The following is a 15,111-nucleotide window of genomic DNA, read 5'->3' on the forward strand; positions in this document are numbered from 1 at the left end:
CTAAGTGGTTTTCCTGGTAGAGGTAATCGTTAAAACTGGTAAGTAAACGGGTGATTTATCAGTTAATTAGCTGGACACGATCCGGCAATCGGATGTGAAAGTATCGCTTTGTGCGGCGCGGGTGCGAAAAAAGCGGTAATCAGGTAGAATTCAGCGGTTTTTTAATGTCTGAGAACCATTATGTCTACCACCTTGTTTAAAGAGTTCCAGTTCGAAGCCGCGCACCATCTTCCGAATGTGCCGGCCGGACACAAATGTGGCCGTCTGCACGGTCATTCGTTCCTGATTCGTCTGGAGATTACCGGCGAAGTGGATGCGCATACCGGCTGGGTTATGGATTTTGCTGAACTGAAGGCGGCGTTTAAGCCTCTGTACAATCGGCTGGACCACTACTATCTGAATGATATTCCTGGCCTGGAAAATCCCACCAGCGAAGTGCTGGCAAAATGGATCTGGGATCAGATGAAGCCGCAACTGCCGCTGTTAAGCGCGGTCATGATCAAAGAAACCTGCACCGCAGGCTGCGTTTACCGCGGCTAAGCCTGTCGGATCGAGCCTTTCGATCCGACGCTGTTTCGCTTCCATCCCGCATCAAGCCTCTTCCCTGTGGTTAACCGCTCAGCACACTCTATCAGGCGATATTGAGATATTTATGGGTCTGCATCGACAGACGCCAGTTACGTGCAATGCAGGTCTCAATGCAGAGTCGGGTGGCATCGTCTTTACGGCTGATAGGCTGCAGAGCGATGATTCGGGCTTTGGTGTCGTCAATCCCCGCCAGCAGCCCATCCAGTGCGTCCACATCACGCTGACGTGCCACCGGATGTTTAATTTCATCGGCCCGGCTCAGCGCCTGGGGCTGCACATCGTAGCCGCCGCGCATGTTGACCTTCGGCGAGACAGTCACCCAGGTCTGCTCAGAACAGTGGATCTCGTGAGTGCCGCTGGTCTCAATCTGGCACTGGAAACCGTGCTGTTCCAGAATCGTGGTTAACGGACGCAGGTCGTAAATCGCCGGTTCACCACCGGTGATCACCACATGACGCGCCGTCCAGCCCTGCTGTTCGATGCTACGAAGCAGTGTGGAGGCATCGGCATCGCCCCAGGCGTCGCTCTCCACCGTTTTGATCAAAATATCACCCAGAGACGTTTCCCGATCTGCCCGCTTTTCCCAGGTGTGTTTGGTATCGCACCAGCTACAGCCCACCGGGCAGCCCTGCAGGCGGATGAAAATGGCAGGCACGCCGGTGTAATAACCTTCGCCCTGCAGTGTCTGGAACATTTCGTTAATCGGGTAGAACATTTTTTACTCGCCTGGATAAATCGGGGCGCTGATTATGCCAGCGTGTGTCGCACAACAACAGCTGCGCGACACGAAAAAGCAAAAGCCCCGCACAAGGCGGGGCTTTCAGCGTATGCGATGCCGCTTAATGCGCCATCAGCACAGGGTCATTACTGACCTTTAACTTCTTTCAGACCGTTGAATGGCGCTTTAGAACCCAGCGCTTCTTCGATACGGATCAGCTGGTTGTACTTAGCAACACGGTCAGAACGGCTCATTGAACCGGTTTTGATCTGGCCCGCTGCAGTACCTACCGCCAGGTCAGCGATGGTTGCATCTTCAGTTTCGCCTGAACGGTGAGAGATTACGGCAGTGTAGCCCGCGTCTTTCGCCATTTTGATCGCAGCCAGGGTTTCGGTCAGAGAACCGATCTGGTTGAATTTGATCAGAATGGAGTTGGCGATACCTTTATCGATACCTTCTTTCAGGATTTTGGTGTTAGTTACGAACAGGTCGTCACCCACCAGCTGGATTTTGTCGCCCAGCACTTTGGTCTGGTAAGCGAAGCCGTCCCAGTCAGATTCATCCAGGCCATCTTCGATAGAGACGATCGGATACTGTTTAGTCAGATCTTCCAGGAAGTGGGTGAACTCTTCAGAGGTGAACGCTTTACCGCCTTCACCGGCCAGAACGTATTTGCCATCTTTATAGAACTCAGATGCCGCACAGTCCATCGCCAGGGTGATGTCTTTGCCCAGCTCGTAGCCTGCTGCTTTTACCGCTTCAGCGATAACTGCCAGCGCTTCGGCGTTGGAACCCAGGTTAGGCGCGTAGCCGCCTTCGTCACCCACTGCCGTGCTCATGCCTTTACTTTTCAGCACTTTTGCCAGGTTGTGGAATACTTCAGAACCCATACGGATAGCTTCTTTAACGTTAGAAGCGCCAACCGGCTGGATCATGAATTCCTGGATGTCGACGTTGTTGTCGGCATGTTCGCCGCCGTTGATGATGTTCATCATAGGCAGTGGCATAGAGTATTTGCCTGGGGTGCCGTTCAGCTCAGCGATGTGCTCATACAGCGCCTGACCTTTAGAAGCTGCCGCTGCTTTAGCCGCTGCCAGTGAAACAGCCAGAATGGCGTTAGCACCGAAGTTAGATTTGTTCTCAGTACCGTCCAGGTCGATCATGATCTTATCGATGTTCGCCTGATCTTTCGCGTCTTTGCCTTTTACCGCTTCAGCAATCGGACCGTTTACTGCAGCAACGGCTTTGGTTACGCCTTTGCCCAGGAAACGTGATTTGTCACCGTCACGCAGTTCCAGCGCTTCGCGTGAACCGGTAGAGGCACCTGATGGTGCAGCTGCCAGGCCTACAAAACCGCCTTCCAGATGCACTTCAGCTTCAACAGTCGGGTTACCACGTGAGTCGATAATTTCGCGACCGATGACTTTTACGATTTTGGACATTACGATTTTCCTCAGTACAAGTTAGTCAATCCTAAGACAGACAACGCGCGAAAAGTTCGCGCGTTGTCTGTGAAACTTACTTCGCTAAACGCTTCTGATACTCATGCGCGGCTTTAACAAAGCCGGCAAACAACGGATGGCCGTCGCGTGGGGTCGAGGTAAACTCAGGGTGGAACTGGCAGGCCACAAACCACGGATGGTTCGGGATCTCGATAATCTCAACCAGTTGATCATCACCCGAGCGACCTGCTACGCGCAGACCGGCTGCTTCAATCTGCTTTAACAGCATATTGTTTACTTCATAGCGGTGGCGATGGCGCTCAACGATGGTGTCAGAGCCGTAGAGCTGGCGAACCTGGCTGCCCGGCGTTAACTGACACTGCTGGCTGCCCAGACGCATGGTGCCGCCCAGATCGCTCTGCTCGCTGCGGACTTCGACGTTGCCTTCTTCGTCACGCCATTCGGTGATTAATGCCACCACCGGGTATTTACAGTCTGGCACAAATTCAGTGGAGTTGGCGCCCGGCATGCCCGCGACATTGCGCGCGAACTCCATCAGCGCGACCTGCATGCCCAGACAGATGCCGAGGTACGGCACGTTGTTTTCACGTGCGTACTGGGCGGTCATCAGCTTGCCTTCCACACCACGGTAGCCGAAGCCGCCTGGGATCAGAATCGCATCCAGATCTTTCAGTAATTCGACACCGCGGGATTCAACATCCTGCGAATCGATCAGTTTGATATTCACGGTGACGCGATTTTTCAGGCCACCATGTTTCAGCGCTTCAATCACTGACTTATAGGCATCCGGCAGCTCAACATACTTGCCCACCATACCGATGGTGACTTCACCACCTGGATTGGCTTCTTCGTAGATTACCTGCTCCCACTCGGCCAGGTTGGCTTCCGGTGCATTCAGGTTGAAGCGCTTGCAGATGTAGTCATCCAGGCCCTGCGACTTGAGCATGCCTGGAATCTTGTAGATGGAATCCACGTCTTTCAGCGAGATAACCGCTTTTTCAGGGACGTTACAGAACAGGGCGATTTTGGCGCGTTCGTTGGCCGGAACGGCACGATCAGAACGGCAAATCAGCACGTCTGGCTGGATACCAATCGACAGCAGCTCTTTTACGGAGTGCTGAGTCGGTTTGGTTTTCACTTCACCGGCCGCCGCCATGTAAGGCACCAGCGTCAGGTGCATATACATGGTGTGTTCGCGGCCCACATCCACGGCCATCTGGCGAATCGCTTCCAGGAACGGCAGTGATTCGATATCCCCTACTGTGCCGCCGATTTCGACCAGCACTACATCATGACCTTCACCGCCTTCAATAATGCGTTCTTTGATGGCGTTGGTGATGTGCGGGATAACCTGAATGGTTGCGCCCAGATAGTCGCCACGGCGCTCTTTGCGCAGGACTTCTGAGTAGATACGGCCGGTGGTGAAGTTGTTACGGCGCGACATTTTGGTGCGGATGAAGCGCTCGTAGTGACCCAGATCGAGATCGGTTTCAGCGCCGTCATCAGTGACGAAAACTTCGCCGTGCTGGGTCGGGCTCATGGTGCCTGGATCCACGTTGATATACGGGTCCAGCTTCATGATGGTCACGTTCAGACCACGAGCTTCGAGAATGGCTGCGAGGGAGGCGGCGGCAATGCCTTTACCCAGAGAGGAAACGACCCCGCCGGTCACAAAAATATAATTCGTTGTCATGCTGAACCTGAGAGTTTAGGTTTAAAGACGGTGGAATAACCAGGACGGGAAAACAGTATACTGGAAACCGCTATCAGCCACAATTGATGAATCACAGCCATCCTCCAACGCATTGCTGCGTCCTAACATAGCGGATAGCTGCCAATGAAATGTTGATGTGCGTCACAAAGTTGTAGCCGCGCTGAAACGAGTAAGCATATATGGCGACTTTATGCACAGCGCTGGAATAATCAGCGCTTCTCGCCCTGTTTCACCTGTTGCCAGGCCGCTTCCATCTGCTCCAGTGTGGCACCCGGCATGCTTAACCCCTGTGCTGCGATGATTGCCTCGACTTCACGGAACCGGCGCTCGAACTTGTCATTCGCCTTTTGCAGCGCCGTTTCCGCTTTGCTGCCAAGATGACGCGACAGGTTAACCGTGGCAAACAGCAGGTCGCCAATCTCCTCTTCCAGCTTTTCGCCGTCCACCACGCTCTGCTGCGCCTCGTGCATCACTTCATCAATCTCTTCATGCACTTTTGCCACTACCGGCCCCAGCGTGGTCCAGTCGAATCCCACATTGTGACAGCGCTTCTGAATCTTATGGGCACGCATCAGTGCGGGCAGCGCTTTAGGAATGTCATCCAGCGCCGAATGCTGGGCTTTATCAGCCCGCTCGGCGGTTTTAATCGCTTCCCAGTTTTTCAGCACGTCATTGCTGGTTTCTGCCGTGGCATCGCCAAAAATGTGCGGATGACGGCGCTCCAGCTTGTCACTGATGGCGTGACAGATATCCTCAAAATTAAAGCAACTCTGTTCGCTGGCCATCTGCGCGTAGAACACCACCTGAAACAGCAGATCGCCTAGTTCGCCGCGCAGATCGTCAAAATCTTCGCGCTGGATGGCGTCCAGCACTTCATAGGTCTCTTCCAGCGTATAGGGCGCGATAGAGGTGAAGGTCTGTTCACGGTCCCACGGGCAGCCATGTTGGGGATCGCGCAGGGTTTTCATGATGCCAAGCAGGCGCTCGATAGCGTTCATTCAGACGGGTCCTTGAGTAGTCAGGTGACAGGCAGCGGGCGAAGAGCCAAGGCGAGCAACACTGACGGATGCGGTGAACAGCATCCGCCAGTGTGTTGTGATGCAGAAAACGCCCGCGCAGGCTCCAGTTGCCGCAGTGCCTGACTGAATATCAGTGCAGGCGGCGGGCGTCAATGATATCAGAGACCTGGTTCAGGCGCGCCAGGACACGTCCCAGTACCTGATGGTTGTAGATCTCAATATCCATGTCGATGGTCGCCAGCTGCTTTTTAGTGTCGCTGCGGCTTGAGACGCCCAGTACATTCACTTTCTCGTTGGCAAGAATGGTGGTGATGTCACGCAGCAAGCCGCTGCGATCGTTGGCGGTGACGCGCACCACCAGCGAGTAACCGCTGGAGTAGCTCTCGCCCCATACGGCATCGACGATACGTTCCGGCGCATGTGAAATCAGTTCAGAGAGCTGGTCGCAGTCGGCACGGTGAATGGAGATGCCGCGCCCCTGAGTGATGAAGCCGACAATATCATCGCCCGGAATCGGCTGACAGCAACGGGCAATGTGGTGCATCAGATTGCCCACACCCTCGACGACCACGCGCCCACTCTCTTTGCGTGCAGACTGCGAGTACGATTTCTGGGTCAGCTGCCGCAGCGCTTCGCGATCTTCCTCTTCAGCACTCGGCTTGTTCAGCTTCGCCTGCAGGAAGTTAACCATCTGGTTAAGACGAATATCGCCGCCGCCAATCGCCGCCAGCAGCTCTTCCAGTGAGGTCACGTTGTAGCGCGGCAGCAGCAGTTTCTCTGCTTCGCGCAGGCTGATATCAAGCTGATTCAGTTCGTTATCCAGAATCTGCCGTCCGGCGATAATGTTCTTGTCGCGATCCTGCTTGCGGAACCAGTTGTGGATCTTCGAGCGTCCACGGCTGGTCGTGATATAGCCCAGATTCGGGTTGAGCCAGTCGCGGCTCGGGTTCGGCTGTTTCTGGGTAATCACTTCGACCTGATCGCCCATCTGCAGCTGATAGGTGAACGGCACGATGCGACCACCGATTTTTGCACCGATGCAGCGGTGACCGATGTCACTGTGAATATGATAGGCAAAGTCGAGCGGCGTCGATCCGGCCGGCAGATCCACCACGTCACCTTTCGGGGTAAAGACGTAAACCCGGTCGTCGAACACCTGACTACGGACCTCTTCCAGCAGCTCGCCGGAGTCGGCCATCTCTTCCTGCCAGCTAATCAGCTTACGCAGCCAGGCAATACGCTCTTCGTGACCCGCGGCGCCGCGCGCGCTGCTGGAGGTTGGCCCCTCTTTATATTTCCAGTGCGCCGCCACGCCCAGCTCGGCATCTTCATGCATCTGGCGGGTACGGATCTGGATCTCCACCGTTTTGCCCTGCGGCCCTAACACCACCGTATGAATCGACTGATAGCCGTTGGGTTTTGGGTTAGCGACGTAGTCATCGAATTCGCTGGGCAGATGGCGATAGAGGGTATGCACCGTGCCCAGCGCGCCGTAGCAATCCTGCAGGCGATCCGCCACGATGCGCACCGCACGCACGTCAAACAGCTCATCAAAGGCCAGCGATTTTTTCTGCATCTTGCGCCAGATGCTGTAGATGTGTTTCGGACGTCCGTAGACTTCGGCGCGCACGCCCTCTTTAACCATCTCTTTGCGCAGATTGTTAACGAAGTTATCAATGTACTGCTCACGATCGATGCGACGCTCATGCAGTAATTTAGCAATGCGCTTATATTCGTCGGGATGCAGATAGCGGAAGCAGTAATCTTCCAGCTCCCATTTGAGCTGACCGATACCAAGACGGTTGGCCAGGGGCGCATAGATGTTGGTGCTCTCTTTGGCGGCCAGCACCCGCTCATCTTCCGGCGCATCTTTCATTTCGCGCAGGTTCATGATGCGTTCGGCCAGCTTGAGCACCACGCAGCGGAAATCTTCCACCATCGCCAGCAGCATGCGGCGGACGTTATCGACCTGTTCAGAGGCCATGGAGTCGTTGTGGATCGCTTTCAGCTGGCGGATGGCGTCCATATCGCGCACGCCGTGAACCAGCGAGACGATGCCTTTACCGACGGCGGTTTCCAGCTCCTCTTCACTCACCACTTCATCGTTAGCCAGCGGGAAAATCAGCGCCGCACACAGGCTTTCAATATCCATGCTGAGCATGGAGAGGATCTCCACCATCTCGATACCGCGCCACAGGAGCAGCGACTGATCGGGATGGCCCTGCGTCTGCGCTTCGCAGTAGCGCCAGGTCTCAGCAACGCGTTGACAGGATTGCGGGTTGGCAATACCGAGACTGGCGATCCACTGGTCGAGGGCGAAATCCCCCTCAGTATTTAAATGCGCACTTCTGACCGCAACCATAACCTCTCCTGCACAACGACATTCATCGCTTATGTTTTTCTGAACAGCACCATGGATTCGAGATGACGGGTATGTGGGAACATATCCAGCATCGCGACCCTTTCCAATTGGTAGCCTGCCGACAGCAATGTCTGGCTGTCGCGGGCGAGTGTTGTGGGATTACACGAAACATAGACCACGCGTTCTGGTGCAAGTTTAACCACATGCGCCATTACGCCCGCAGCCCCGGCGCGTGCCGGATCGAGTAATACCTTATTAAATCCCTGTGCCGCCCACGGCTGGCGCGACACCTCTTCTTCCAGATTATGCTGAAAGAAACTGACATTTTTAAGATTATTCAAATCAGCATTATACGCTGCCTGCCGCACTAATGCTGCAATCCCCTCCACACCAACCACATTTTGTACGAAGATTCCTACAGGAAGTGTGAAGTTTCCCATGCCGCAAAACAGATCCAGCACCCGGTCTTCCGGCTGCAGGTCGAGCCAGGCGATCGCCTTCGCGACCATCTGCTGATTAACCGCATCGTTAACCTGGATAAAATCCTGTGGGCTGAAGGTGAGCTTAAGCTGGTGCGAGTGATAAAACGGCACCGACTCACTTAACGCATTCAGTTCTTCTTCCCCCGCATCCAGGAACAGCATCAGCTGATGCTTATGCGAAAACTGTTCCAGTTTTTCACGATCATCGGCATGCAGCGCATCAAGATGGCGCAGAATCATCAGCGGGCCGTTATCCGCCAGCACCAGTTCCACATGTCCGAGACGCCTGACGGCGCGCAACGCACTGAGGCACTGGTGCAGCGGAACCAGTAACGCTTCAAGTTCGGGCGCTAAAATGGGGCAGTGCTGAATATCGACCAGATCGTTGCTGGCTTCCTGGCGGAAGCCCATCTGTAAGCGTTGCGCTTTATTTTGCCATTGCAGACCCAGACGGGCGCGACGGCGGTAGCCCCAGGGCTGCCCGGCAATCACCTCATCTACCGCCACATTCTGTGCTGCGGCCCTGCTCAGCATCCGGCTCAGCGCCTGGGCTTTGCTCTGCTGTTGCAGCGCCACATCCGCATGCTGCTGCTGACAGCCACCACAGCGTTCATAGTGCGGGCAGCGCGGCGTAACGCGGTCCGGACTGCGGCTAATCAGTCGTGTCACTTTCGCCCGGGCAAATTGACGTTTATCCTCTGTCAGTACGACCTCCGCCTGTTCACCCGGCAGAGCACCCGTGACAAAAAGGGTTTTGCCCTTGTGACGCGCCACGCCCTGTCCGAACGGATCGAGCTCATCAATGGTGACGGTGATCCGTTGTTGCGTCGTCACGCGCTGTTTTGCAACGTAAAATTGCGCCATAGTGTTATTCATTCTCTTTATCGAAAACGGCCTGCATCGTTTTGTCGACCGCATGCACAGGGACGTTAATGCCGGAGTAGCCAGGCGACTATTATGACCAAATACAGCCTGCGGGCGCGAATGATGATTTTAATCCTGGCACCCACGCTGATGGTTGGCCTGCTGCTCAGCTCATTTTTTGTGGTGCACCGCTACAACGAACTGCAGCGCCAGGTGATCGATGCCGGGGCTAACATCATCGAACCACTGGCAATCTCCAGCGAATACAGCATGACCTGGCACAATCGGGATGCCATGCGTGAGCTGGTCAGCCTGCTGCACCGCCGCCATTCCGGCATCGTCCGGGCCATCTCGGTGTTTGATAATCATAATCAGCTCTATGTCACCTCTAACCACAAGCAAAACCTCAGCCTGCTGCAACAGGATGATATCCGCGCCCTGCCTGACGATGTCTCAATGGAGCGCCACGGCAGCCTATTAATTCTGCGCACGCCGATTACCTCCGAGCGTTACGATGTAGACGAATTACCGGATGAAGATGCCAAGCCCGCGGGCAATCCGCTGGGCTATGTGGCGATTGAACTGGATCTGCAGTCGGTGCGCCTGCAGCAGTACAAAGAGGTGTTTGTTGCCACGCTGATGCTGCTCTTCTGCCTCTGTCTTGCCATGCTGTTTGCTTATCGTCTGATGCGCGATGTTACCGGCCCGATCCGCAATATGGTCACCACCGTTGACCGCATCCGTCGCGGCCAGCTCGACAGCCGCGTTGAGGGCTACATGCTGGGTGAACTCAACATTCTGAAAAACGGTATTAACGCGATGGCGATGTCGCTGACCGCCTATCACGAAGAGATGCAGCACAATATCGACCAGGCAACCTACGATTTAAGAGAGACGCTGGAACAGCTGGAAATTCAGAACGTTGAACTGGATCTGGCGAAGAAACGCGCGCAGGAAGCCGCGCGTATTAAATCTGAGTTTCTGGCCAATATGTCGCATGAGCTGCGAACGCCGCTCAATGGCGTACTGGGTTTTACCCGGCAGATGCTGAAAACCCAGCTGCGCACCACGCAGCGCGACTATATGCAAACCATTGAACGCTCAGCCAATAATCTGCTCAGTATTATCAACGACGTGCTCGATTTTTCGAAGCTGGAAGCGGGCAAGCTGATGCTGGAGGCGATCCCCTTCCCGCTGCGCGCCACGCTGGATGAAACCCTGGTGCTGCTGGCGCCGTCGGCGCATGAAAAGGGGCTGGAGCTGACGGTGGTGTGTGACAGCAGCGTGCCGGACAACGTGATTGGCGATGCGCTGCGACTGCAACAGATTCTGATCAACCTGATTGGTAACGCCATCAAGTTTACTGAGAAAGGATACATCGGCCTGCGCGTCGGACAGCGGGTGATTACCCAGTCGCGCGTCGAGCTGGAGATTCAGGTTGAGGATAGCGGTATCGGTATCTCTGAGCAGCAACAGACACAGCTGTTCCAGGCGTTTCGTCAGGCTGACGCCAGCATTTCGCGGCGTCATGGCGGCACCGGGCTGGGTCTGGTCATCACCCAGAAGCTGGTGCGGGAGATGGGGGGGGAAATTACCTTCAGCAGCCAGCCGGATCAGGGTTCGACCTTTATGATTCGCGTGCAGCTGGATCTCAATCCCAATGCGCCCGGCATGCCCCGCGTGCTGGAAACGCTGTCCCAGGCGCGTATTGCTTATGTGGAAGCGGATGCTAACGTTGCCAGCGCCGCGCTGGAGATGCTGAGCGCCACCCCATTGCAGATTGACTACAGTGAAACGCTGGAGGGATTGAAAGCGTCTCACTATCCGCTACTGCTGATGGCGATGCCGGTCGGTATCAGCCAGCCTGAACTGCTTAATGAGCGCCTGATCAATGGGCTGCTGGATCGGGCAGACAACGTGCTGATGGCCCTTCCCAGCCCGATGATGTTGCTGGCTGATGAACTAAAGGTACGCGGCATTGACGGCTGCATCGCTAAACCGATCTCTCTGACGCGGCTTCTGCCGATGTTACTGGATATCCATACCCGCCAGGTCAGCGAACTGCCGCTGTCACCGCGACTGCCGCTGACGGTGATGGCGGTGGATGATAATCCCGCCAACCTCAAGCTGATTGGCGCGCTGCTGGAGGAGCAGGTGCAGAATATCCTGCTGTGCAGCAGCGCCGAACACGCCATCCGCGAAGCGCGTCAGCAGTCGCTGGATGTGATTCTGATGGATATTCAGATGCCTGAGATTGATGGCATTCGCGCCAGCGAAATTATCCGGGGTCTGCCGCATCACGCAAATACACCGATTGTGGCGGTGACCGCACATGCGATTGATGGCGAGCGTGAACAGCTGATCAAGGCGGGTATGAATGACTATCTTGCCAAGCCGATTGATGAGAGCAAGCTGAGACAGCTGCTGGCGCGCTATACGCCGCCGCCGGTGGTCTCCCTGCCGGAACTGCAGCCAATATTACCGACGCTGGACTGGCAGCTGGCGCTGCGTCAGGCGGCGAACAAACCCGAGCTGGCGCGCGATCTGCTACGAATGCTGCTGGAGTTTTTACCGGAAGTGCATGCGAAGATGGCGCAGTTTATGACGACCAATGAGGTCAACGCCCTGCGTGAAATTATTCACAAGCTGCACGGCAGTGCCAGCTATAGCGGCGTGCCGCGCATGAAGCAACTTTGTCATCAGCTGGAACGGGGGCTGCTGGAGGCCAGCGATATCGCCGCGCTGGAGCCGGAACTGCTGGAGCTGCAGGATGAGATGGAGAACGTCGCCAGAGAAGCCCGGCGACTGTTAGGGTTCGGGGAAGTCTGACCGGCCTGCTGCCACGCCAGCTATATGCGCAAACGCTAACCGGCAGGTGCTTTAGCTTCCGCTGACGCACACCTGCCGCCGAAGTCACGGACTGACGCCGTAAAACTATGCCTGACCACCTGCATCACCCTCTACAGATCACGGCCCGCATTGCATGGCCGGATAGTCCTGACGGTCAGTGGAATCCGGCCAGTTTCAGCGTCGCGGCTACGTTACGCGCCGTCATCTCGACATTCTTTCCGGCATTCGCGAGTGCCTCATCCAGCGTACAGATGCTGTAGAGCACGCTGAATACCGCATCAATCCCGTGGTGATGTACGACGCCGACATCCGCCGTCAGGCTTCCGGCGATGCCAATCACCGGCTTGTTAAAGCGCTTTGCCACGCTGGCGACTCCAATCGGCACCTTGCCATTAATACTCTGGCTGTCGATACGCCCTTCACCGGTAATCACCAGGTCCGCATCTTTGACCTCTTCAGCCAGCCCCAGCGCCTCAGTAACAATCTCAATGCCGCGCCGCAGCTCCGCCTGACAGAAGGCGTGCAGCGCCGCGCCCATGCCGCCCGCTGCGCCGCCGCCGGGAATATGCAGCACATCGATATCAAGATCGCGGTGAATAATCGCGGCGTAATGGGCCAGCGCCTGATCGAGCTGCTGCACCAGCGCCGGGGTCGCCCCTTTCTGCGGACCGAAAATGGCCGATGCACCCTCTTTGCCGGTCAGCGGATTGGTCACGTCACAGGCCACTTCGATGCGGCACTGATGGATACGGGCATCCAGGGCGTCAATATCAATGCTGGCGAGGTCAGAGAGCGCGCCGCCACCGTGACCAATCTCGCTGCCCTGGGCGTCGAGCAATCGGGCGCCCAGCGCCTGCATCATCCCGGCACCGCCATCGTTGGTGGCGCTGCCGCCGATACCAATAATGATGTGAGCAACGCCTTTATCCAGTGCATTCCTGATCAACTCGCCGGTGCCAAACGACGTCGTTATCAGCGGGTCACGCTGTGAAGCGGGCACCCGCTCCAGTCCGCTGGCCGCCGCCATTTCGATATAGGCGGTACGTTCATCTCCCGACAGACCGTAAAAGGCATCAACCTGCGTGCCCAGCGGACCTGTCACCTTCAACCTGACGATCTTTCCCTTCGTCGCCGCCACCATCGCTTCTACCGTGCCTTCGCCACCGTCGGCGACCGGTATTTTCACGTAATGCGCATCGGGGAAAATGTCACGGAAACCCGCTTCAATCGCCGATGCCACATCCAGGGCGGATAAACTCTCTTTATATGAATCCGGTGCGATTACGATTTTCATAGGCAATCCGAGCGCAGTTGAGTAATTGAAACGGCTCTTAACCAGTCCGGTTTCAGGAAACCGGCACCGGGTTTTAGCGGGCGATTTCAACCTTCGCTAACTTCTCATAATAGCAGGCCAGCGCACTGTGGTCGGCAGTACCCTGACCCTCGTTGCGCAGCGCCTGCATCATCTCCATCACCGCCGCCGTCAGCGGCAGATGCGCGCCGATGCTGTGCGAGGTATCCAGCGCGTTCGCCAGATCTTTGATATGCAGGTCGATACGAAAGCCCGGTTTGAAGTTGCGGTCCATCACCATCGGCGCTTTGGCATCCAGTACCGTGCTGCCCGCCAGGCCACCGCGAATTGCCTGATAAACCAGATCCGGATTCACACCCGCTTTCGTCGCCAGCGACAGCGCCTCGGACATGGCCGCAATGTTCAGCGCCACAATCACCTGGTTTGCCAGTTTGGTGACGTTACCTGCACCGATGTCGCCGGTATGCACGACCGATCCCGCCATTGATTTCATGATGTCGTAGCAGGCATCGAACACCGCTTTATCGCCACCGACCATCACAGAGAGCGTGCCTTCAATCGCTTTAGGTTCGCCGCCGCTGACCGGCGCATCCAGCATTTTGATGCCTTTTTCTGCCAGCGCATCATGGACTTCACGGCTCGCCAGCGGCGCAATCGAACTCATGTCGATCACCACCAGGCCCGGCTTCGCCCCTTCGACAATGCCATTTTTACCCAGGCAGACCTCGATCACCTGCGGCGAGTTAGGCACCATGGTAATCACCACGTCGCACTGTTCCGCCACCTCTTTAGGCGATTTCGCTACGGTCGCGCCCAGTTCCGTCAGCTCCGCTTCGTTTTCGGCGTTGTGATCGCGTACCACCAGCGAATAACCGGCTTTCACCAGATTTTTACTCATGGGTTTGCCCATAATGCCCAGGCCAATAAATCCAATTTTCATTGCGTTTCTCCTTGATCGATTAGCGCTTAAATTTGTCGCATAACGCCTGCGAGGCGTTGCGGAACATTCCGACATCGCTGCCGACGGCCACAAAAGTGGCTCCCCACTCCAGATAGCGACGCGCGTCCGCTTCCACCGGCGCCAGAATGCCGCTCGGCTTACCGGCCGCTTTGGCACGTTCAAAAATGTGTTTAATCACTTTCAGCACTTCAGGATGCGCAGGCTGACCGAGATAGCCCAGCGCAGCGGAGAGATCGCCCGGCCCGACGAAAATACCGTCGACACCATCCACCGCCGCGATGACGTCAATGTTGTCGACCGCCTGCTGGGTTTCGATCTGCACCAGCACCGTGATGTTGTCATTAATGGTGCTGTTGTAATCCGGCAACGTGCCGTACATGTTGCTGCGGTGCGACACCGAGACACCACGAATCCCGGCGGGCGGATAGCGGGTTGAGGCGACGGCACGCAGAGCTTCCTCTGCGGTTTCGACAAACGGCACCAGAAAGTTGTTAAAGCCGATATCCAGCAGACGCTTAATGATCACCGGCTCGTTGCAGGGCGGACGCACCACGGGGGCGCTGTGGCTGCCTTTCAGCGCCATCAGCTGCGGCACAAAGGTCGTGATGTCGTTGGGCGCGTGTTCGCCATCCAGTACCAGCCAGTCGAAACCGGCCAGCCCCAGGATTTCAGTTGAGATCGGGCTGGCCAGCGCACACCAGCTGCCAATCAGGGTGTCGCCCGCTAACAGGCGACGACGAAATCCATTGGGCCAGGCTGCATTACTCATGGTTGAACT

The 15,111-nt window shown here is 56.2% G+C and carries 11 protein-coding genes; 2 read left to right on the top strand and 9 right to left on the bottom strand.

Features of this window, described 5'->3' with window-relative positions:
- The first annotated feature begins 180 nt into the window (after window positions 1–180).
- On the top strand, window positions 181–540 hold the full coding sequence (gene queD / locus AC6I8E_RS14690; protein ID WP_497824170.1) for a 6-carboxytetrahydropterin synthase QueD: 360 nt from the start codon (window positions 181–183) through the stop codon (window positions 538–540).
- Between the two features lie 91 nt (window positions 541–631).
- Here the strand turns inward: queD and queE are convergent, their stop codons facing one another.
- From queE to rlmD, 6 genes are all read right to left on the bottom strand, one after another.
- Window positions 632–1,303 carry a 7-carboxy-7-deazaguanine synthase QueE gene (queE, locus tag AC6I8E_RS14695; RefSeq protein WP_497824171.1) on the bottom strand — a complete coding sequence of 224 codons (672 nt, stop codon included), beginning with the start codon at window positions 1,301–1,303 and terminating at the stop codon, window positions 632–634.
- Between the two features lie 149 nt (window positions 1,304–1,452).
- Window positions 1,453–2,748, bottom strand: coding sequence for a phosphopyruvate hydratase (gene eno / locus AC6I8E_RS14700; RefSeq protein WP_013358880.1), 1,296 nt, complete (start codon window positions 2,746–2,748; stop codon window positions 1,453–1,455).
- A gap of 76 nt (window positions 2,749–2,824) precedes the next feature.
- Window positions 2,825–4,462, bottom strand: coding sequence for a glutamine hydrolyzing CTP synthase (gene pyrG / locus AC6I8E_RS14705; protein WP_497824172.1), 1,638 nt, complete (start codon window positions 4,460–4,462; stop codon window positions 2,825–2,827).
- A 230-nt stretch (window positions 4,463–4,692) separates the two neighbouring features.
- On the bottom strand, window positions 4,693–5,481 hold the full coding sequence (gene mazG, locus AC6I8E_RS14710; protein ID WP_147790004.1) for a nucleoside triphosphate pyrophosphohydrolase: 789 nt from the start codon (window positions 5,479–5,481) through the stop codon (window positions 4,693–4,695).
- A gap of 151 nt (window positions 5,482–5,632) precedes the next feature.
- Entirely contained in the window at window positions 5,633–7,864 is a 2,232-nt protein-coding gene (gene relA / locus AC6I8E_RS14715) for a GTP diphosphokinase (protein WP_497824173.1), read from the bottom strand.
- A gap of 29 nt (window positions 7,865–7,893) precedes the next feature.
- Window positions 7,894–9,210, bottom strand: coding sequence for a 23S rRNA (uracil(1939)-C(5))-methyltransferase RlmD (gene rlmD / locus AC6I8E_RS14720; protein ID WP_095706747.1), 1,317 nt, complete (start codon window positions 9,208–9,210; stop codon window positions 7,894–7,896).
- Window positions 9,211–9,303: 93 nt separating this feature from the next.
- Between rlmD and barA the strand changes: the two genes are divergently transcribed.
- Window positions 9,304–12,039, top strand: a complete 2,736-nt coding sequence (gene barA, locus AC6I8E_RS14725; RefSeq protein ID WP_013358885.1) for a two-component sensor histidine kinase BarA — start codon at window positions 9,304–9,306, stop codon at window positions 12,037–12,039.
- A 175-nt stretch (window positions 12,040–12,214) separates the two neighbouring features.
- Here the strand turns inward: barA and AC6I8E_RS14730 are convergent, their stop codons facing one another.
- The 3 genes from AC6I8E_RS14730 to garL all read right to left on the bottom strand — a co-directional run bounded on the left by AC6I8E_RS14730 (window position 12,215) and on the right by garL (window position 15,102).
- Window positions 12,215–13,354 carry a glycerate kinase gene (locus AC6I8E_RS14730; RefSeq protein ID WP_013358886.1) on the bottom strand — a complete coding sequence of 380 codons (1,140 nt, stop codon included), beginning with the start codon at window positions 13,352–13,354 and terminating at the stop codon, window positions 12,215–12,217.
- Between the two features lie 73 nt (window positions 13,355–13,427).
- A complete protein-coding gene (garR, locus tag AC6I8E_RS14735) occupies window positions 13,428–14,312 on the bottom strand; it encodes a 2-hydroxy-3-oxopropionate reductase (RefSeq protein ID WP_013358887.1) in 885 nt (294 codons plus the stop codon).
- A 19-nt stretch (window positions 14,313–14,331) separates the two neighbouring features.
- Window positions 14,332–15,102, bottom strand: coding sequence for a 2-dehydro-3-deoxyglucarate aldolase (gene garL, locus AC6I8E_RS14740; RefSeq protein WP_497824174.1), 771 nt, complete (start codon window positions 15,100–15,102; stop codon window positions 14,332–14,334).
- Window positions 15,103–15,111: the final 9 nt, after the last annotated feature.

It is taken from the genome of Pantoea sp. X-Soil-YNGN-785 (assembly GCF_059730585.1).